The organism is Roseimicrobium sp. ORNL1, assembly GCF_011044495.1.
Lineage (GTDB): Bacteria > Verrucomicrobiota > Verrucomicrobiia > Verrucomicrobiales > Verrucomicrobiaceae > Roseimicrobium.
In genome coordinates this window covers 3,506,851-3,525,818 of record NZ_CP049143.1, presented here as the reverse complement: position 1 = coordinate 3,525,818, position 18,968 = coordinate 3,506,851, and the positions used below count along the sequence as shown (strand labels likewise).

The 18,968-nt window shown below is 59.7% G+C and carries 18 protein-coding genes; 10 read left to right on the top strand and 8 right to left on the bottom strand.

The window, feature by feature from the left end; genetic code table 11:
- Window positions 1-2 precede the first annotated feature (2 nt).
- Entirely contained in the window at window positions 3-1,862 is a 1,860-nt protein-coding gene (gene htpG / locus G5S37_RS14145; RefSeq protein ID WP_165204988.1) for a molecular chaperone HtpG, read from the bottom strand.
- A gap of 114 nt (window positions 1,863-1,976) precedes the next feature.
- On the opposite strand from htpG, the gene G5S37_RS14140 reads away from it, so the two are divergent.
- On the top strand, window positions 1,977-2,327 hold the full coding sequence (locus G5S37_RS14140; RefSeq protein ID WP_165204977.1) for an aspartate 1-decarboxylase: 351 nt from the start codon (window positions 1,977-1,979) through the stop codon (window positions 2,325-2,327).
- Window positions 2,328-2,636: 309 nt separating this feature from the next.
- On the opposite strand, the gene G5S37_RS14135 is transcribed toward G5S37_RS14140, so the two are convergent.
- Window positions 2,637-4,553: a DUF6600 domain-containing protein gene (locus G5S37_RS14135; protein ID WP_165204975.1), complete on the bottom strand. Its 1,917-nt coding sequence runs from the start codon at window positions 4,551-4,553 to the stop codon at window positions 2,637-2,639.
- Window positions 4,554-5,187: 634 nt separating this feature from the next.
- Between G5S37_RS14135 and G5S37_RS14130 the strand changes: the two genes are divergently transcribed.
- Complete coding sequence (locus tag G5S37_RS14130) at window positions 5,188-5,670, top strand: hypothetical protein (RefSeq protein ID WP_165204973.1); 483 nt, start codon at window positions 5,188-5,190, stop codon at window positions 5,668-5,670.
- Between the two features lie 37 nt (window positions 5,671-5,707).
- On the opposite strand, the gene G5S37_RS14125 is transcribed toward G5S37_RS14130, so the two are convergent.
- Genes G5S37_RS14125 through G5S37_RS14115 form a run of 3 tightly spaced genes read right to left on the bottom strand, consistent with a single transcriptional unit; the run spans window position 5,708 to window position 8,230 of the window.
- Complete coding sequence (locus tag G5S37_RS14125) at window positions 5,708-6,670, bottom strand: acetyl-CoA carboxylase carboxyltransferase subunit alpha (protein ID WP_165204971.1); 963 nt, start codon at window positions 6,668-6,670, stop codon at window positions 5,708-5,710.
- Between the two features lie 48 nt (window positions 6,671-6,718).
- Window positions 6,719-7,711: a LysM peptidoglycan-binding domain-containing protein gene (locus G5S37_RS14120; RefSeq protein WP_165204969.1), complete on the bottom strand. Its 993-nt coding sequence runs from the start codon at window positions 7,709-7,711 to the stop codon at window positions 6,719-6,721.
- 21 nt (window positions 7,712-7,732) lie between these two features.
- The gene (locus tag G5S37_RS14115) at window positions 7,733-8,230 is read right to left on the bottom strand and encodes a hypothetical protein (RefSeq protein WP_240914871.1); all 498 of its coding nucleotides are present in this window, start codon (window positions 8,228-8,230) and stop codon (window positions 7,733-7,735) included.
- Between the two features lie 174 nt (window positions 8,231-8,404).
- On the opposite strand from G5S37_RS14115, the gene G5S37_RS14110 reads away from it, so the two are divergent.
- Complete coding sequence (locus G5S37_RS14110) at window positions 8,405-9,352, top strand: AEC family transporter (RefSeq protein WP_165204965.1); 948 nt, start codon at window positions 8,405-8,407, stop codon at window positions 9,350-9,352.
- Window positions 9,353-9,359: 7 nt separating this feature from the next.
- Here G5S37_RS14110 and G5S37_RS14105 read toward each other — a convergent pair whose 3' ends face one another.
- On the bottom strand, window positions 9,360-9,824 hold the full coding sequence (locus G5S37_RS14105) for a hypothetical protein (protein WP_165204963.1): 465 nt from the start codon (window positions 9,822-9,824) through the stop codon (window positions 9,360-9,362).
- Between the two features lie 102 nt (window positions 9,825-9,926).
- The gene (locus tag G5S37_RS14100; protein WP_165204961.1) at window positions 9,927-10,955 is read right to left on the bottom strand and encodes a TIM barrel protein; all 1,029 of its coding nucleotides are present in this window, start codon (window positions 10,953-10,955) and stop codon (window positions 9,927-9,929) included.
- A gap of 314 nt (window positions 10,956-11,269) precedes the next feature.
- Here G5S37_RS14100 and G5S37_RS14095 point away from each other — a divergent pair, with 314 nt between their 5' ends.
- Entirely contained in the window at window positions 11,270-12,307 is a 1,038-nt protein-coding gene (locus G5S37_RS14095; protein ID WP_165204959.1) for an esterase, read from the top strand.
- Window positions 12,308-12,449: 142 nt separating this feature from the next.
- Here the strand turns inward: G5S37_RS14095 and G5S37_RS32855 are convergent.
- Window positions 12,450-13,392 (bottom strand): IS630 family transposase gene (locus tag G5S37_RS32855; RefSeq protein ID WP_165199738.1). Its coding sequence is split into 2 segments (ribosomal slippage): window positions 12,450-13,056 and window positions 13,055-13,392, totalling 945 coding nucleotides; the frame shifts between segments, so codons are not numbered across the junction.
- A gap of 510 nt (window positions 13,393-13,902) precedes the next feature.
- Between G5S37_RS32855 and G5S37_RS14085 the strand changes: the two genes are divergently transcribed.
- From G5S37_RS14085 to G5S37_RS14060, 6 genes are all read left to right on the top strand, one after another.
- Entirely contained in the window at window positions 13,903-14,679 is a 777-nt protein-coding gene (locus G5S37_RS14085; protein ID WP_165204957.1) for an ABC transporter ATP-binding protein, read from the top strand.
- Window positions 14,680-14,715: 36 nt separating this feature from the next.
- A complete protein-coding gene (locus G5S37_RS14080) occupies window positions 14,716-16,389 on the top strand; it encodes a hypothetical protein (RefSeq protein ID WP_165204955.1) in 1,674 nt (557 codons plus the stop codon).
- A 383-nt stretch (window positions 16,390-16,772) separates the two neighbouring features.
- Complete coding sequence (locus tag G5S37_RS14075) at window positions 16,773-17,132, top strand: hypothetical protein (RefSeq protein ID WP_165204953.1); 360 nt, start codon at window positions 16,773-16,775, stop codon at window positions 17,130-17,132.
- Window positions 17,090-17,668, top strand: a complete 579-nt coding sequence (locus tag G5S37_RS14070) for a hypothetical protein (RefSeq protein WP_165204951.1) — start codon at window positions 17,090-17,092, stop codon at window positions 17,666-17,668. Before G5S37_RS14075 ends, G5S37_RS14070 begins: the two co-directional genes overlap by 43 nt.
- Window positions 17,669-17,681: 13 nt before the next feature.
- The gene (locus G5S37_RS14065) at window positions 17,682-18,206 is read left to right on the top strand and encodes a hypothetical protein (RefSeq protein WP_165204949.1); all 525 of its coding nucleotides are present in this window, start codon (window positions 17,682-17,684) and stop codon (window positions 18,204-18,206) included.
- A 143-nt stretch (window positions 18,207-18,349) separates the two neighbouring features.
- Complete coding sequence (locus G5S37_RS14060; protein WP_165204947.1) at window positions 18,350-18,946, top strand: hypothetical protein; 597 nt, start codon at window positions 18,350-18,352, stop codon at window positions 18,944-18,946.
- Window positions 18,947-18,968: the final 22 nt, after the last annotated feature.

Below are 18,968 nucleotides of genomic sequence, written 5' to 3'. Positions count from 1 at the left end.
AACTAGGCGGTGGGGTTGGCGGAAGCAACCAGTGCCTGCTCCATGATGCGGTGCATGCGGCCGATCATCGTCTGCGGATCGTCCAGCAGCCCGGCGGCGAGTAACGCATTGTCCAGGAGCTGTTCACCCAGCAGACCAGCGAGGTCGGGGTTGCTGTCCTTCACGCTGGCGAGCTGGCGCACGATGGTGTGGGCGGGATTGATCTCAAGGATGACCTGGGCGTCGCTGACGTCATCGTCCTTCTTCATGGCGCGCAGCATCTGGCGGAGCTGCGGGCTCATCTCGCCATCGGGCAGCACGGCCATGGCGGGACTGTTCACGAGGCGCTTGCCCGTGCGCACTTCCTTCACGCGGTTGATGAGGCGCTCCTTGAGCCAGGTGGTGAGTTTCTCAGCATCTTCCTTCGGCAGCGCGCCTTCCTGATCGGCGGTATCGCCCAGGTCCACTTCGCTGGAGTTCACGGCCTGGAGATCCTTGCCGTCGAACTGGCCGAGGGAGTTCACCACGTAGTCGTCGATGGTCTCGTAGAGGTAGATCACCTCGAAACCCTGCTTTTTGAAAGCATCAAGATAGGGGCCTTCTTCAATGGCTTTGCGATTGGATGCGATCTGATAGTAGATGGACTTCTGGCCCTCCTTCATGCGGCCCACATATTCTTCGAGGCTCACGGTCTCTCCTTCCCCAGTCATGGAGGATTCGAAGCGCAGGAGCTTGGCAATCGCTGCCTTGTTTTCGAAATCGGTGGCCACGCCTTCCTTCAGGAAGCGGCTGAAGTCCTTGTAGAAATCGGCGTACTTCTTCGCGTCATCCGCCGCTTCGCGAGCGAGGAACTTGAGCAAACGGCCCTGCACGGTCTGGCCCAGCTTGCGGAAGAGGGCGCTGTCCTGCATGGACTCGCGGGAGATGTTCAGAGGAAGATCTTCGCTGTCCACCACCCCACGGATGAAGCGCATCCATTCCGGAAGGAACTTCTTCGGCTTCGGATCAATCAGCACGCGGCGGCAATAGAGGTGCACACCGGCCTCCATCTGGCCCATGCCGAACTGCTCCATGTTCTGCGTGGGCACGAAGAGCAGCGCATTGATGTTCAGCGGAGCATCCGCATTGAAGTGGAAGGTGTAGCGTGGCTCGTCAAAGGCGTGCGCGGTGAACTTGTAGAACTCGGAGTACTGCTCCTCCGTCACCTCGCTCTTGTTCTTCAGCCAGAGAGCCTCGACGTTGTTGATACGCTCCCCATTGAGATGCACGGGGAAGCCGACGAAGTTCGAGTACTTCGTGAGGATCTGCTTGATGCGCGCGGGCGTGGCGAATTCCTTCGCGTCCTCCTTGAGCTTCATCACGAGCTTCGCGCCGCGGCGCTGGCCGGGCGCTTCCTCAATGGCATAGCCCGTGGTGCCATCGCTGGTCCACACGAGGTGCTCGCCTTCATTCCGCCACGAGTGGGTGTACACCTGCACCTCGGAGGCGACCATGAAGGCAGAGTAGAAGCCCACGCCGAACTGGCCAATCACATTGCCACCTTCCTTGCCGCTCTGCTTCATGGCCTCCACGAAGGCCTTGGAGCCGGAGTGAGCGATGGTGCCGAGGTTTTCCACGAGCTCCTCACGGGTCATCCCGATGCCGTAGTCCGAAATGGTCAGCGTACCGGCGGTCTCGTCCGTGGTGATGTTGATTTCCAGCGGCAGGGACTCATCGAAGACCTCCTTCTCCGTGAGCTGGAGGAGGCGCATCTTTTCCAGCGAGTCAGACGCGTTGGACACCAGTTCGCGGACGAAAATCTCGCGATCCGTGTACAGGGAATGGGTGACGATGTCGAGAAGCTGGCCGACCTCGGCCTGGAATTCGTGTTTGACGGTGCTCATTCTGAGAATCTATAGGTGAAAAAATGGGGTTAGCAGCATAGCCGGGGTACTGCGCTTGTCAAAACGGAGAGGCAAAGCGCTTGACGCTGCCCGGGAGGAAAGCACCTTGAGACTGTGTTACGCCACCTCCTCAAATCCAAGATCCACCGTGCGACAGTCACGGATTCGAACGTTGAATACGAAGGCAGCATCTCGATCGATACGGCCCTGATGCGCCAGGCGGACCTATGGGTGGGTGAACGCGTGCTCGTGACCTCCATCACGAACGGCGCGCGGCTCGAAACCTACGTCATCGAAGGTCGCGAAGGCAGTGGCGACATCGTCATCAACGGCGCCGCCGCCCACCTCATCGGGAAAGGGCACCGTGTCACCATCATGGGCTGGACGCTCTCCGAGGCTCCCGTGGAGTCCAAGCGCCTGCTCATGAATGAGAAAAACGAGATAGTTTCCACGACCTCGCACTAGAGGCGGAGGGAGTTTCTCATTTTACGTAGCCACCAAGTCAAGGAGTGGGAGCAATCCTGCTCCCATGGTGGTATGGAGTGGACCACCGCGCTCGGTGGGTACTGCGTCACTGAGCGCGTACCTTCGCTGTCATCCAAGCGCGGATTCCTAGCTTCAAAGGGTAGTGACGCCTCAATGGGAACAGGAATGCTCCCACTCCTTGAGTGGGTGCGGCCCTCGGGAGCCTCGCGCCCCAAGCACAAAGAAAAAGCTGGCGGAGCATGCACTCCACCAGCTCTTGGTGACTTCTGGGGACTGACTGCTCAGGGTCTACCTGCCGCGCTTGCCCTTCTCCTTGTCATCGTCATCCTTCTTGTCGCCCTTTTCCTTGTGAGCGGCGCCGCCACCGCCTGCGGCGGGATTCGGTCCCCCTTGCGGACGTGGGGCGGGTTCAGGGCGCTGGATTTGCTGGGGCTTCGGCGCTTCCGGCCTTTCGACCTTATGGGGGCGCTGAGCCTCGTTGGCGGCTTCGGGGCGGCGGCGCATTTCCTCGCGCTGAGGCTCCACTTTGCGTGCTTCCGGACGCGGCACTGGAACGGGGGCGACCGGCGGAGCTACGATGCGCGGTGAAGGAGGCGCGTCCGGGGTGCGATCAATCTTGCGCTCGGCGTTGCCGGGCTTCGGTGTGCGGTCCGGCTTGGGAATTGCATTTTCATTCACGTTGGAGTCCGGGCGGATCGCACGGCCGCGGCGATCTGGACCTTCACCAGGAGTTGCGTCCGGCTTGCGTTCCGTGGGCGGCGTGACTTTACGATTGGTTTCCGGTGGGACCCCACCAGGGCGCGGCACTACCGGGCTCACCGTATTGCCGGCTCCCGGGCGGGCATCTTCGCCTTCGCGAGTGCTGCGACGACCTTCGGGCTTGCCACGATTGTCGTCATCCTTGGGTTTCATCTCTGGGACAGCACCAGGACCGGGGCCAACGGGCGTACGATCGATGGCATCCGGCGTGCGGTTGCGATTGGTGGAGTCAGGTCCCCGACCGGGACCACGACGTCCGTCGCGATCCGGGTTCAGCTCATCCGTGTCACCGGGGCGGCCTGGGCCGCGGACACCGGGAGGCGTGTCATCTCCGGGACGTCCGGGAACACGAGCCGCAGAGCCGTCTTCACCCGGACGGCGCATGCCGGGGGTGCGCTGCACCTCCTCAGGTGTGGCAGGCAGGGCCTTGGGAGCACGTTCTCCTGAAGTGCCGGGAGCCACGGTGCTGTCGGGGCCGCGTTCACGATTCCGAAGAGCATCGGCGCCAGCACCTGCGTCAGGCGGACCTCCTCTGCCGGGGCGGGTCTTCGCTTCCACCACTTCACGTTTTATTTTCTCGCGCACACTGCCGGCGTCTTCCGCCTTGATGCCGCGCCAGCCCTTGTCCACAGCAGACTTGTCGAGACGGGCTTTGATCTTGTCCGCAGGCGGAGCCTTGCGTTCGCCGATGGTCACACGCGGTGCTGCCATGAAGAGGGAATCACCATCCTCACGTGTACGGCGGGAGCCACGCACGTTCGGATCGAAGGAATCATCACGATGCAAAGTCATCCGACGCAGCGGACGTTCGCTGTAGCGATTGATTTCGACATAGTCCGGCCCGCCAATGAAGATGTTCCTCATGCGCACATCGCCCTGCCTGTAGGTGATGTGTGTGCAGTTGTCCGTCCACCGCATGTAGTCCACGTTGCGACGCCAGGGTTCGACATAGGTCCGCAGGCGTGGTGCACCGAAGAACCGGATCGGCACAAAGCTGTAGTAGGAGGGTCCGATGTCATACGTGGTATCCACCGCCACGGAGAAGCCCACATCCTGTTGCCACACCGCCTCGGGTGGGAGTGGTGCCCAACCCACGTATTCCGGACTCGAACGCCAGCTCACCCATGCGGGCGCCCATTCGTTTCCTGGGATCCAGAGCCAGACTGTACCGGCTTTCATCCACCGGCCATAGTGATACGTGGCCCAGCCGAAGTCCTCATTCGTGACCCAGGTCCAACCCGCATCGGTATAGGCCCATTGACCGTCGGTGTACGGACGCCACTCTGGATCCTCCACGGAGACGAAGGGCTGGAAGGCGTAGCCATATCCTTCCACCTGCACCCAGTCACCGTAGGGAGAGAGGGCATCGTAAAAGTAATCAATATCGACGGTCGCATCCGCCCTTGCGGTCGGGAGGCTCGCGCCGAACAGCAGAAGTGCTGTCATTAATGAAGCAAAGATTTTCATGTTTGTGGGTTTGGTTCGCGGGGGTTGGACCGAAACGAGCGTGGGTAAATTCAAGGGTTGCTAGAATCAGTCGCGGAATTCCTGCAAATCGCCCGATGCTTGAAGGTCATGCATCGCGCAGGGACATGAAGGAATTCTGCCAAATGAATCGCTGCAATCTGGGGACACGGTTGTCTGATTGCGTGATAGCGCAGAAGCCATGTTTGAAGCGCAATATGCAAACACGGTAGTGCACCTAAGCTGGACATATCACGAGATGTTACGTATTGCTACATCATCTCACCTTTGTGTACTCCAGAGATGTCCTCCCAGGACCACAAGAGCAGGTGTAAAGTGCAGGGTGTTCAACGCAGAGACGCAGAGGAACTTCGGAGAATACAAACATCTCAGAGCCGATGGCTCCGCATTATCGCCAGCTCCGGAGACAGGATACCCATTCCCAATTGCGCAGAATCACCATGTTCGACCTCAGTCTCCGAAGTTCCTCTGCGTCTCTGCGTTGAATCCCATGCACGTGACCGCACCCACCTCCTCCAGCATAGCGCTCACCTCGTCCCACTGATGCCCCGCAATTGCGTTGCATCCGGCATCAGCTTGGACAAATTCCCCTGCCATGCATCTCTCCACCAGACCTTCCCCTCTCCTGCTCCTGGCAGTCCTGCTTGCTGGGCTCTTCTCGTCCCTCACTCCCCTGCTCGCCGCAGCCGCAGATACCCCTGCATTGGTGCTAGAAAACGGCGGCCTAAAAAACGTCTACCGTGTAATCTTCCACGAATGGGATGAAGCGAACCACTTCGCTCGCGGCGTGGTCGAGGTGCAATCCCACGAATCCGAAGAGCCCGAGATGCGTCTCCCCTTCGCCGTGGAACTGAAGCCCTCCAAGGACAAGAAAACCGATGTGCTCGAAGTCCGCAGCACCTCGTCTCATTACTTCTTCCCGCCTGCCGAGAAGAAGGAGCCCTACCCTCTCCTCACCTGGACACTCACCGGACGCAAGTCAGGCAAGCCCGTGCTGAAAGCAAAGATGTGGGCCTACAACGCCGAGAAGGAAGTCTGGGCGCTGGAAGAAATGGAGTTCGGGAAGCCTGCGCAGTAAAACCTACTGCGCTGCCCTCATACTTCCCTGACTTGAACTAGCCCCGCTCCGTGAATTTGCCGAGCGCGCGGAACTTGTCATAGCGCTGCTGCAGCAGGGTATCCACAGGCATTCCGGAAAGCTCGTCCAGTGCACCGAGGATGGCGTCCTTCAGCGACTGCGCAGCCGCCTGGTGATCGTGGTGCGCACCACCAACGGGCTCGGGCACGATGCCGTCCACAATGCCCAACTCCTTCAAATCCGGAGCGCTGAGCTTCAACGCCTGCGCGGCCTCAGGAGCGTGCTGGCGATGCTTCCACAAAATGGCGGCACAACCTTCCGGGGAGATCACGGAGTAGTACGCGTTCTCCATGATGAGCACGCGGTCGGTCACGCCGATGCCGAGTGCGCCACCGGAGCCACCCTCGCCAATGACCACGCTGACCATGGGAGTGCGAATCTTCATCATCTCCAGAAGGTTGAAGGCAATGGCCTCCGCGATGTTGCGCTCTTCTGCGCCAATGCCGGGGAAGGCACCGGGGGTATCGATGAGGCAGATGACCGGCAGGCCGAACTTCTCCGCCACGCGCATGAGGCGCAGCGCCTTGCGGTAACCTTCAGGATGCGCGCTGCCGAAGTTGCGCAGGAGGTTTTCCTTGGTGTCACGGCCCTTCTGCTGGCCAATCAGCACCACTTTGCGGCCGCCAATGGTGGCAAAGCCCGCGGGCATCGCATTGTCATCGCCAATGTGGCGGTCACCGTGCAACTCCACGAAGTCATCAAAGGCATGTTTCGCGTAGTCCAGCATATAGGGACGCTGGCCGTGGCGCGCGATTTGCACCCTCTGCCACGGGCTGAGGTTGGCGTACGTATCCTTTTCGAGCTGATTCACCTTCTTTTCAAGGTCATCCACCGTGGTGGTGATCTTCTGGGTATTTCGCAACTGCTGACGGCGACGCGCTTCCTCAAGGTCTTCGCGGGCTTTCAGGAGCGGCTTTTCAAATTCCAGAGCTTGTTTCATGAGAGTCGATCAGGAGAAAGGATGATATGATGTTTGTCGCCCGTGCACTCAACGGATGATGACCACCGGAGTCTGCTGGCGGATGATGGTGTAAAGTTCTTCGATGTCCTCGCGCGGGAGGAAGATGCCGGTGGGCGCGGGCTCGGGGACGGTCGCTTCTTCGGCGGTGGGCTGGGCGCCCTTCTTGCCAGACTGCTGCTGCTGTTTGCCCTTTCCACCCTTGTCCTTCCCTGCATGCGCTTCTGGCACCGCAGGAGCTGGCACGGGCGCTGCCGCCGGCTGCATCGCCTTGGCGCGCGGCATCGAGCGAATCATGAAATTGTTGTTCCCCCGTGTCGCCGTCAGCCACTTGTCCGCCTCCATGAAGTCGGGGCTGAGCGCGTTCACCTGCTTGCCATTATAAATGGCGGACTTGCTGGCGATCTTCAGCTCGTTCTGGGGAATCTTCATGCCAGGCGGAACCTTGATATCAATGGCATTGTACATCTTAAAGGGCAGTCCCTTAAGCTTCAGCTGCAGCGTCTTGTCGGAAGCGTCAATGAGGATCTCGAAGTCCAGGGGGAACACGGAGATTTTGTCCCCAGGCTGCAACATATGGCTCTGCAGGCCATTGGCACGGAGCAGGCACTCGATGGTCGTCTGGTTCTTCGTCGCAATGGCCTGAAGACCCTGGCCGGGCTGCACGATGTAGTCGCGCCGGGCCGTGTTGTCCTCCTTGCTGAAAAGCATGTCCATGTTCATCTCGCCGATGATGCGCCTGGCTTCTCCGGCGCGGGAGGAGTCCGGGAAGGTCTTCAGCATTTCGACGAGGGCCACACGCGCTTCCCCGAAGTTGTTCTCATTCAGCAGCTCGACAGCCTTGTCGAATCGTTTCACGCCCGGGTCAGGCAGCGTGGTCTTCTGTGCCTGCAGCTGCTTGATCTCGCCTTGGAGCTTGGTGTCATGTCCCAGCACCCGGGTGTAGTACCAGTAGGCCGTCGCGATGATCGAGCCGGCGATGCCGACGGCCATGAGAAAGATGACAATTTTGAACCGGCTCATGTCCCCGCAGGAAGCGAAGCGTCAGCCCAGAAGGCCGCGGCGCTTGAAGTCGAAGCGATTGATGTTGTGGGATTTCTCGACCATTTCGAACATGAATCGCAGCAGAGAGATCTCCCAGGTGTCGTCCACGCCATGAATGATGGCGCGCATCGGGTTTCCGCTGGCGCGCTGGTCGCTCAGCAGACGGTCGCACACGACGGCGAGGGGCTCGTGCACCATCTCCTCACTCACGTCCGTGCGCTTGAACTGGAATCCGTACTTGAGGATGGCGAGGTTGGTGAGGTTCTCCTTCACCCACTGGCCAAAGGCCTCCCCCTCCTGGCCGAAGCCCTCAAAGCTCCACTCGTCCAGGGCGTGAGGCTTCACAATGAGGGGCTTCTGCGCCTCGATGCGGCCCGAGCGGACGCGGGATACGTTGGTGGAGTCCATGAGTTCGGTCACCATCTGGAACTCGAACTGGGTGCTTCCGAACGTGTCGATACGGCGGTCTGGCTCGTGCAGAACGCGCGTGTTTTCCATGGCGTATTGAAAGTCGAACTCTGAATGCATCAGGACGTGGGGGATGAAAGGTAGAGGGGAAGACGGCAGAGGAAAGCGGTTTTTCACGCGGAGAAGACTGGCCAGCATGCCCCGGGCCAAATGTGACCCGCGGGGTTGACCATCGTCGTGATACCGCTGAAATGAAGGCTTTCCGTGTCCCTCTCCTTCTTTGACATCTTTTTGGAGGTTTGTGCTCCCATTTTCTTCGTGGTGGGGCTGGGGTGGCTGCTGGACCGCAAGTTCCGCCTGCATCTAGAGACCCTGATCAAGCTGAACATCTACCTGCTGGTGCCGGCCTTCATCTTCGCCCGGGTGGTGGATACGGAGCTCAGCGGCGGCGAGGCGCTGCGGATTGTGGGATTCACGGTGGGGACCATCGCCACCATGTTCGTCTGCGCCACGGTAGCCTCCAGGGCGCTCCGGCTCCCGGGGCAGCAAGGGCAGGCCATGCGCCTGGCCACCATGTTCTACAATTGCGGGAACTACGGCCTGCCGCTGGTGACCCTTGCCTTTGGCCACGCCGGGGCCGCCGTGCAGGTCTATGTGCTGGCCACCATGAATGTGGCCACCTTCACCGTGGGCCTCTTCCTGGCCCAGGAGCGCGGGGAGAAGCCCGGAGCGCACAAGCGGGCCCTGGCCAAGATGCTGCGGCAGCCCACGCTCTACGCACTGGCGGCCGGGGTGATCACCCGGGCGAGTGGCTGGCAGGTGCAGCAGATCAATTTCCTCTGGCAGCCGCTGGATCTCCTGCAGTCTGCACTGGTGGGCATCGCGCTGTTCACCCTGGGCGTGCAGATGTCTCAAACCAAGCCCGCGCCCTTTGCCGCGCCCCTGTGGAGCGCCCTGGGCATCCGCCTCGTGCTGGCTCCGATGCTGGCACTAGGACTGACGATGTTGTTTGGCTTTCCGAAGTCGGTCGCTGCAGCACTGGTTCTCGTGGCCGGCGCACCCACAGCGGTGAATACCGCGCTGCTGGCACATGAGTTCGGCGGAGATACGTCGTTTGCGACGTCGGCGGTGTATTACAGCACGCTCTTCAGCATGGTGACGACGACGGTGAATCTGATGCTGCTGCGGATGTGGATCGGGCCCCTCGGGTAGAAAGCACTCAGCTTCCTGCTTCCCAAAGGGCTGAAATTTTTTCGAAGTCCTCAACAGAATAGAATTCCTCAATCAGATCAAATCTGGTCTTCCGCAGGTGCTGCAGGAATTTTGCAATCGTGTCCTTCTCACTGGCGGTGCATTGTTGCCTGAACTCTTCGCCCCGAAGTTTGTTCAGCAAGCCAACACCAGCCCAGTCAGAATGCACCTGGCAAGGCGTGCGAAGCACGAAATCGACGAGCGTCGGGAAAAAGTATTTCATACCATCCGGCAACAACTCAGACAGTGGTGTCACGATATCCAGAAACTCCTCGATAGGAAGAGTTGCCGGAGTGTGTGCATGAAACAGCCTGTCATAGTCCATGCACTCAGGGTCTCCATCCGCCACCGTGAAGGCTTCGGGTCGAGCTATTGAGCCGAAGACGCTCTCAATTTCCTTTCTGATGCTGGCGTCGTCCGGTTCTAATTCCATTCAACCAAGGATATAGATGCGCTGACATATTGGGAGCAAACAAAAACCCGCAGCACCTTTCGATGCTGCGGGTTCGCAATTTTGTCAACGCTATCGCTGATCTCAGCTCCAGCCGTGTGCTTCGCGCACTTCGATCATCTTCTTGAGGATGGTGTTCCAGGTCTGCTGCGTTTCAAGCACAGCGTTGGGGAACATGCAACCATCCCAGCAGATGTGCTGGATGCCGCGGCTGGGGGCGTCCTTGAGCCAGTAGCCGGCGCACTTCACGATGTCGAGCTTGCCATTCGGATCGTCCGCCTGGCAATGCTTGCCGGTCTTGTCGTGGGAACCTGCGCCGTGCACGGTGCCGTCGTTCTGGGCGACGTGGAAGTCGATGGTCCAGGGACGGAGCGCATCAGTCATCTTCTCATAAGCGGCGTAGAATTCCGCTTCGCTGTAGCCTTCCTTCAGGAGAGCATGCTCAGGAGCATTGTAACCCAGCGTGTAAAGATAGGTGTGTGCAAGGTCGGCCTGGAAGCCAAGCGTCTCCGGCATGCCCACGCCTTCCAGCAGGTCGAGCATGTCCTTCCAGGAGTGCATGCCAGCCCAGCAGATTTCGCCTTCAGCAGCGAGACGCTCACCGTGGTCGGCGGCGATCTTGGCGGCCTTCTTGAAGGTGTCCACAATGCGGGCAGTGTTCTTCGGGGCATCTTCGCGCCACTTGTTCACGCCGAATTCGGCGGAGTCGATGCGGATGACGCCGTACTTGCGCACGCCGTGCTTGTTGAACACGCCTGCGATGCGGCAGGCCACTTTCACGGCGTCGAGGAACTTTTCCTGCGCGGCGTCATCACCCATGGCGGAGTCACCCACCGTGCCGGGCCACACCGGAGCCACGAGGGAACCGACGGCGAATCCCTTGCTGGCGATGAGATCGGCGATGCCTTTCAGTTCATCATCGGTGGCCTGGGGATTGGTGTGTGGGAGGAAAAGGAAGTAGTCGATGCCTTCGAACTTCTGGCCATTCACCTCGGCGTTGGCGGTGAGTTCGAGCATGCGCTCCAGGCTGATCGGCGGCTCCTGGCCTTCGCCATCGCCTTTGCCGACGAGTCCGGGCCACATTGCATTGTGAAGTTTGGGAAGGGTGGGCATGGTTGGGTGCAGTATGGTTTGAAAAAGAGGGGCGAGTGTAGAGACGGGCGGAAAAAAAGCACGCTGAAAAGTTCAGAACCGCAAAACGTTCCATGCCGCCGGCGCCTTCCAGAAAGTGAAGCCGGTCGAGCGCCAAGATTCCCGCTACGGCCCCTACGTGGACCTTCCCTGTATGCTTCGCCCTGTGCCCGTTGCGCCTCGCCCGACGTAAGCTAGGTTTTCAGATGGCCTTCCCCCATGTGTGCCGCGCCGCGCAATGCCTCCCGTTGCTTTGCTGTGCCCTGTTTGTTGCCGTTTTCACTCCTGTCCGCGTCATGCGCGCCGATGATCCTCCCCTCATCGAATCCCCGGAAGTGGATCGCTTCCACCGCGTCACCTTTCGCCTGGAAGCACCCCAGGCCGAAAAGGTGGACCTGCGCGGCATCCAGCGCACCCTCATTAAGCTGACCAAGGACAAGAACGGCGTATGGTCGGTCACGGTCGGGCCCCTCGCTCCGGGCATCTATGGCTACAGCTTCATCGTCGACGGTGAAGCGATGCTCGACCCGGAGAACCCGCGCATGAAGCCGGAGCGCTCTCCGGAGACCAGCCTGCTGGAAGTCACCTCAGACAATCCCCTGCCCTTCCAGTGGCAGGATGTACCGCATGGCACCATCCGCCTGCACGACTACCGCTCCAAACCGCTGGAGCGTCTCCGCCGCCTCCGCGTCTATACGCCGCCCGGCTACGATGCAAATCCCACCAAGCACTACCCCGTGCTCTATCTCTTCCACGGCACCGGCGACACGGAAGCGACTTGGACCGAGTTCGGCCGCGCACACATGATCCTCGACAACCTCCTGGCTGAAGGCAAGGCACAGCCCATGCTAGTGGTCATGCCCGATGGCCACGCCGATCTGGACGATGAGGAAGGCATCGGTCGCCGCAACTTGGAGGAATTTGAAAACGATCTCCTGCAGTCCGTAGTGCCCTATGTCGACAAGAACTACCGCACCCGGCCGGACGCCGACCACCGCGCCGTCTGCGGCCTGAGCATGGGCGGCATCCAGAGCCTCTTCACCGGTCTGCGTCATCCCGAACTCTTTGCGTGGATCGGCGGCATGAGCGCCTGGGTTCCCGATGTCGATTCCTGCTGCGCCACCACCCTGAACGACGCCTCCGTGGCCAAGTCCCGCCGTCTCCTCTGGCTTCAAATCGGCAGCGACGATCCCTACCTTCCCCAGTACAAGGAATTCGAAGTCGCCATGGAACGTCATCACGTGAAGCGCGATTTCCACATCACCGAGGGCGCCCACACCTGGCCTGTCTGGCGCGGCTATCTCTCGGAATTCGCCCCGCTGTTGTTTCACTGAGTCGACGGTTGAAGCCACCCTTCAACCTTGCCGTGTTCGTTGCCCCTGCAGAGTGCATGAACGTCAGGTATTGATAGAGAAATAGTGCCGAAGGCCTTGGACTGCGCGCAGCCCTGCTGCCGCTTTCTAGAGCATTTTCTATTTAATTTGTCGCATAATTGGCATGGCGGAAGAAATTGGCGCAGTGTTCTGGTGAGAACATGTCCAGAGCTTGCGCGACGGCGGCTTCCAAGCCCTCAAAGGTGCGCTGTGCTGCATGGCGCACATGTGCTTTGAGTTTGGCAAAAGCCATTTCAATGGGATTGAGGTCGGGGCTGTACGCAGGCAGGTAAATCAAGCGTGCGCCTCGTGCTTCGATCGCCTGTGCCACGCCGCTGACCTTGTGACTGGCAAGATTGTCGCAGATGACAATGTCACCGGGTGTGAGTTGCGGAGCCAAGAACTGTTCGATGTAGGCTAGGAATGCAGACCCGTTCATGGGTCCATCCAGCACACACGGAGCACAAAGGCGATCCTGACGCAGCGCCACCACCAAAGTCGCCGTGTGCCAATGTCCAAAGGGCACCGCACAACGGCAGCGCTGCCCACTGGCCGAACGTCCATACAACCGGCTCATTTTGGTATTGAGTCCCGTCTCGTCCAAGAAGACCAAGTGGCGGCCTTCCCATTGGCTTTGCTGCTCACGCCAGAGCTGGCGAGCCGCTTGCAAGTCAGGCCGCTCTTGCTCGGCGGCGTGCAGCGTTTTTTTTATAGCTCAAGCCCAGCTTCTCCAGCCGATGCCACAGGGCGGTGGTGCCGATGTTGATGTCCAACTGCTTGTTCAAACGCTCGCTCATCTCCTCCAGGCTCAAATCAGGTTGCTGGGAGATCCATTGATGCAACAGCTCATCATGTCCTTCCAGGCGGGAGCGGCGGTAACCACCTCGTTGCTTGGGTTCCACCGTGCCCTCCTCCAAGTGACGCTTCCAGAAGCGTTCGACGCTGCGTTTGGAAACCCCAAAGAGTCGCGCGAGTTCCTCGGCGCTTTGTCCCCGTCGCCGACCGGCCACCAGTCGCTTACGCAGATCCATGCTGAAGCTCTTCATGAGCTACTCTAGCATCATCCTCAGTTTGCGACAAATTAAACAGAAAACGCTCTAGAGTCCACAGCCTGCTGTGGCGATGGTGACACTTGCCCGCAAAGTGACATCTCCGAAGAACTTGGCGACTTCGTCGCGGTGCAGCGTGCAGCAGGCTGCACTTTAGGAAAGCGGCAGCAGGGCTGCGCGCAGTCCAAGGACGCTGCGCGTCACAGCATCTGGATCTGTCGTGAATGTCGCCCTTCTTGACTAGCTCAATGGGTTCTCTCAAGCTGACTCTGCGGCGTAGATCGGGCCTCTCCCCAGCCGCCGGGATGCAGAATGTCACGCTTCCTCCGAAAAGAAGTGACCGCCCAAGAACTCAAGAGGAACGTCAGGCACCGGACGAATCCAAGCTCCACGAGGTGGACGAAGGGCCTCCGGCCTTCCCAAAATCGTGCTCAATGCCTGTCCTTGGCGCGTCTAAAAGTTCCCCAAGGTTGCGCCCGCCGGGAAATCCGCGCATCGTAGGCGCGCATGATCTCCATCCGCGGACTCACCAAGCGATTCGGCACGCAGACGGCGGTGGACAATCTCACCATGGAGGTGCCCTCCGGCATCATCGTGGGTCTCCTGGGGCCGAACGGCGCGGGAAAGACCACCACACTGAAGATGCTTACCGGCATGCTGAAACCGGACTCGGGCACGGCGACCATCTGTGGCGTGGATGTGGCCGAGGATCCCATCGGCGCGAAACGACTGCTCGGTTTCGTGCCCGACTCGGGTGCGGTGTATGAAGCGCTCACGGGCTTGGAGTTTCTGCTGATGGTGGCAGCCCTCTACGGCATTTCCGAGCAGGAGGCGAAGCCACGCATTCGCCAGTTTTTGGACTTCTTCGAACTCGACTGGCACACCCTGGAGACGAAACTGCTGGGCGCATACTCCAAAGGCATGAAGCGCAAGGTGGTGATCACTGCCGCTTTGCTGCACAACCCCCGCGTGGTGTTCCTGGATGAGCCGCTGGATGGCCTGGATGCGAACGCCGCCGTGGGATTCAAGGCCCTCTTGGAGACCCTGGCGCGCGAGGGCAAGACCATCGTGTACAGCTCGCACATTCTCGATGTCGTGGAGCGCGTGTGCAATCGCATCGCCATCATGACGCAGGGCAAGCTGCTGGTGGAGGGCGAACCCGGAGCGCTGGTGCGGGAGCATCAAGCTGGCACGCTGGAGCATCTCTTCACCCAGCTCACCGGCCTCACGCATCTGGAGGCGCGGGCGCAGGACTTCGCGAAGCAACTCATGGTGGAACGGTGATGTAACTATCGAGAGGGAACACCAGGAAACGCCGCCATGCATGATCGCGCCACCAGTCCTGCGCTGTTTGATTCGCCGGGGAAGGTCCTCTCCACGGAAGCGGTGCTGCGGCGGCTCTTCTGGAAACTGCTCTTCCGCGGTCGCGCGGCGCAGCATGCCGCCTCTCACCAGGCGCGGAAGAACATGGGACTGGGTGTCTCCATGCTGTTGTTCGGGGTCTTCGGCATCGTGCCCGCCGTGCTCGCTCCCACGCTGGAGACCTTTGCCTTTGCCAGTGTGCTGCACGCGTGGACGCTCATGTTCGCCAGCCTCTCCCTCGCCGCGAACGCAGGCACCATGCTCTTCATGAAGGAGGAGGCGGAGATCCTCCTGCACCGCCCCGTGGGGCCGCGGCAGCTTCTGCGGGCGAAGATTGCAGTGCTGGTGTGCTTTGCCCTGGTGCTGGCGCTGTCCCTGAATGCGATTGGCATGGTGGCTGGTCTGTGGAGCAAGGGGGCGACATTCGCCTTCATCCCCGCGCACTTCATTTCCACGGTGCTGCTCATGGTGTTCTCCTCCGCGTGCATCGTGCTGGTGTACAACCTGTGTCTCAAGTGGATGGGCCGTGAGCGGCTGGACAATGTGCTCGCGGGCCTGCAATCCCTGCTGGCGGTGGTGATGGTGGTGGGTGGCCAGGTGCTGCCACGCGCGCTCGGTATGAAGGACCTCACCAGCATCGAGGCCTTCAGTCCTTGGGCGATGGCGCTGCCTCCGGTGTGGTTCGGGGCGCTGGACTCGGTCATTTCGGGATCGGGCTCCTCGCCACGGTTGTGGATTGCCGCGGGTACGGGACTCGGCGCCACGGCGTTGGTGAGCTGGCTGGCCTTTGGCGTGCTGGGCTCCGCCTATGGCAAGGGCCTGATGGCACTCAATGAAATGGCGAGTCCTGCGGAGTCCGCCACCCAACCACGAGGGAAGCGTCTCAAGGCTCTGCTCAATTTTCCGCTGCTGCGCTGGTGGCTGCGTGACATCACGGAGAAGCAGGCCTTCATGCTCACGACCGCGTATATCTTCCGCGACCGCGAGATGAAGCTGCGACTGTATCCCGGCATCGCTCCGCTGCTGGTGATGCCTTTCATCATGGTCCTGACCTCCACCGGTGGGCAGCAATATGGACCGGAGAAATTCTCCTGGCTGCAGTCCTTCATGGCCTGCTACATGGGCATCATCCCGCTGCAGGCCATGCTCCTGCTTCAGCGGTCGGAGCACTGGCGGGCCACGGCGCTTTTCCACATTGCTCCCCTGCCCCACTGGGCGCCGCTCTTTCATGGCACGCGCAAAGCCGTGCTGGCGCTGCTCACCCTGCCCATGCTGGTGTTGCAGGCTGTGGTCATGGCCATCATCCAAAAATCGCCCGTGCCATTGGCGATGATGCTGCCCGCGCTTTTTTTCCTGCCCGCCTTCTCACTCACGCCCGCCCTTATGGGCACATGGCTGCCGCTTTCGAAGCCACCCGAAGAACAACGCGACCCCGGCATGGGATGTGTGCTGATGCTGGCTGTCACCCTCGTCTCCGCCTTCATCGGTGGAGCCTCGTGGTGGACGTGGAAGGAAGGATGGTTCTGGGCATTTCTTGCGGCGGAAGCAGCGGTGATGGGTGGTGCGTTCTATATCCTGAACAATGTCATTCGCAGGACTCCGTGGGAAGGTCGGGAGACGGAGGGGGTATAGAAATCATTCTGCATGTAACATCTCCCAAGACAGGAGACGAGAATTCGCAGGGAGCGGCACTAGCCTAGTGCCGTCATTCAGGTTGCATCACGCAGAGGGAACCATGGTTTGTGTCGTTGAAAAATGAGGCTCCGCCCCAAGAGACTTACCACCGGCACTAGGCTAGTGCCGCTCCCTGCGAGATGCGCGCTTCGTTCACGCCAATCGTAAACGCATCAAGCGTTGCACGAAGCGGGGCTCGTGATAAACACGCATCCATGATGATGTTGAGCGTGAATCTGAGTCGGTGCCGTCGTGGTTTTGTGAAGTGCGCTTTGTTCCTTTGTGCTGCTTTTCTGTGTATCTCCCTCCACGCTGAGGATAAGAAGAAGCCTGCTGAGCCAGTGGCCACGCCTGACTTCTCGGGCTCATGGAATTTCCAAACCAAAGAAAGCGGCTTCGGCTTCGACCTCGTGCAGACGGGAGACAAGATCGAAGGTTATCACAACTCCGTGGTCGACGGCGGTCGGCGTGTGGACACGGTGCTGAAGGAATTCGACAGTCCGCCCTCCATCACCGGTACTATTGTGAACGGCGTGGCCAAGGTGAAATTCAAAAGCGGCTACGGCGATGGCGAAGGGGATGCCGAGATGAAGATCGTAAAGGGCAAGCTGGAGTGGAAGATTACCAACTCAACGGGGCAGCATTACTTCCCTGAGGAATGTGTGCTCACGAAAATGAAACCCAAGACGGAGAAGAAGTAGCTCGACAAAAAATTCGTGGCGTGATGGAATGCCTCCAACAGGGCACGGATATGGAACAGATATTCATCCTTACTCCGCGAGATCGTCGCAGTACCGTTTTCTTCTGGCTGGGCGTCGGTGTCTTTCCCATTTTCTGGTCTTGGTTCACCTTCGAAAGGAAGTTTGCATCTTGGCAACGCTGTCTCGCACTGGGATGGATGGTGACAACACTCGTGGCATTTGCGCTCGCCAGCCCACAAATGTCCGAACGGTATAAAGCGTTGTTACTTGGATTGCCCTTGGTTTCACTTCTAGTGACACTTGGTCTTTGCCTCTGGCTGGCGATCCGAACCTTCTCCTTTGTTGATTGGTTTTTGTTCTGCGTTGTAGCGGGCGGTGTAGCACCATTGCTCCTATCGCGCCTTATGACCCAGGCAATGGAACAAGACTTCTCCTGCAAATGGGCCGCTCTGCCTTTCGCGCCTGCCCTTTTGCATCTTGTGACATCCGTGGCGAAGACCCAGCAACGGCTCCCGGAGGGAGGTTCAGAGGGGTGAGTTGCCCCAGGTTATGACAGCGCAGACACTCATTCTCACGCCTCGCGACCGCCGCAGTGCTGCGTTCTTCTGGCTGGGCGTTGGCGTGTTTCCGGTGTTCTGGTCATGGTTCACCATGGGAAGGCAATTCCCAAAGTGGCAGCGATACCTCGCGTTAGGGTGGTTGCTGGTCGTCTTGGGCATGGTCGTGTCCCACTGGGCGCCGGTGGAGGCCCGGCTTGAGATGCTGGCACTCACCTTTCCCATCATCCCGCTTTGTGTGACCTTTGGATTGTTTGTGTGGCTTTTCCTCCGCATTGCGGAAATGCCCTTGCCGCTCCAGTTGTTGGTGTGCGGGGTGTTGAGCCACTCTTACATGGTTATCAGCACTCTTGACCGGCTTGCGATCCTGCCATTTGCCTGGGCGTTTGCAGTCCTGCCAATCGTGCCAGCGTTCCTGCATCTTGCCCTTCGGCGCGAACGCCTGTGGAATGGAAAAGTGGAATGGTACTTCCAATGGAATTGGCGGGGAAACCCCGAACCCCTCATCGCACCGTGACACAAACCCTCATCCTCACTCCTCGCGATAGGCGTAGTGCCGCGTTCTTCTGGACGGGCGTGGGTGTGTTTCCCGTGTTCTGGTCGTGGTTCACCTTGGGAGAGAAGTTTCCCAAGTGGCAGCGATATCTTGCCCTGAGCTGGATGCTGACGGTCATCGCGGCCTTCGCGATCACCTTGCCGGAGATGGCTGAGCGGTACTATCTGATGTCGCTTGGGTTGCCGATCATTTCGTTCACACTCACCCTTGGATTGTGGGCATGGCTGCTCCTGCGGACTTTTCCTCTGGGTCAGTTGCTGATGATGCTGTTCGTTTTGATGGATGCCATTGCGATAGCCTCGTCGCTTTGCATACCCAGTCTCAATAGGGTTTCATCGGCAGACTTTTCACTTCGCTGGGCTCTGATGCCGCTCTTTCCTGCCCTGCTTCATCTCGCCGTAGAACCCGGGCGCCGGCTTTGGAAAAGCGTGGAAAAGAAATCCGCACCCATCGAAATGTACTGGGTGTGCTTCGCGCTGCTCCCAGCTCCTTTCATCTGGTTCACCATCGACAGGTATTTCACCAACCGTGAGCGCATCATTGCCTGGTCGTGGACGGTCGTCCATACCACGACGTTCGGGATCATCTTTCCTTTCGTATTCATCCCGATTGTCCCTCTCTCTTGCGTCATGGCATTCGTAGCCGTGTGCCAGTGGTGGCGGACGCGCTCCAAGACAGAGTCTAGCGACGACGCGCAATAACAAAAGAGCCGCCTCTCACGAG

Excerpts from the sequence above, each read along its gene's own strand:
- htpG (WP_165204988.1), bottom strand. The coding sequence starts at position 1,862 with ATGAGCACCGTCAAACACGAATTCCAGGCCGAGGTCGGCCAGCTTCTC.
- G5S37_RS14135 (WP_165204975.1), bottom strand. The coding sequence starts at position 4,553 with ATGACAGCACTTCTGCTGTTCGGCGCGAGCCTCCCGACCGCAAGGGCG.
- G5S37_RS14130 (WP_165204973.1), top strand. The coding sequence starts at position 5,188 with ATGCATCTCTCCACCAGACCTTCCCCTCTCCTGCTCCTGGCAGTCCTG.
- G5S37_RS14125 (WP_165204971.1), bottom strand. The coding sequence starts at position 6,670 with ATGAAACAAGCTCTGGAATTTGAAAAGCCGCTCCTGAAAGCCCGCGAA.
- G5S37_RS14120 (WP_165204969.1), bottom strand. The coding sequence starts at position 7,711 with ATGAGCCGGTTCAAAATTGTCATCTTTCTCATGGCCGTCGGCATCGCC.
- G5S37_RS14115 (WP_240914871.1), bottom strand. The coding sequence starts at position 8,230 with ATGGAAAACACGCGCGTTCTGCACGAGCCAGACCGCCGTATCGACACG.
- G5S37_RS14105 (WP_165204963.1), bottom strand. The coding sequence starts at position 9,824 with ATGGAATTAGAACCGGACGACGCCAGCATCAGAAAGGAAATTGAGAGC.
- G5S37_RS14100 (WP_165204961.1), bottom strand. The coding sequence starts at position 10,955 with ATGCCCACCCTTCCCAAACTTCACAATGCAATGTGGCCCGGACTCGTC.
- G5S37_RS14095 (WP_165204959.1), top strand. The coding sequence starts at position 11,270 with ATGCGCGCCGATGATCCTCCCCTCATCGAATCCCCGGAAGTGGATCGC.
- G5S37_RS14085 (WP_165204957.1), top strand. The coding sequence starts at position 13,903 with ATGATCTCCATCCGCGGACTCACCAAGCGATTCGGCACGCAGACGGCG.
- G5S37_RS14080 (WP_165204955.1), top strand. The coding sequence starts at position 14,716 with ATGCATGATCGCGCCACCAGTCCTGCGCTGTTTGATTCGCCGGGGAAG.
- G5S37_RS14070 (WP_165204951.1), top strand. The coding sequence starts at position 17,090 with ATGTGTGCTCACGAAAATGAAACCCAAGACGGAGAAGAAGTAGCTCGA.
- G5S37_RS14065 (WP_165204949.1), top strand. The coding sequence starts at position 17,682 with ATGACAGCGCAGACACTCATTCTCACGCCTCGCGACCGCCGCAGTGCT.
- G5S37_RS14060 (WP_165204947.1), top strand. The coding sequence starts at position 18,350 with ATGCTGACGGTCATCGCGGCCTTCGCGATCACCTTGCCGGAGATGGCT.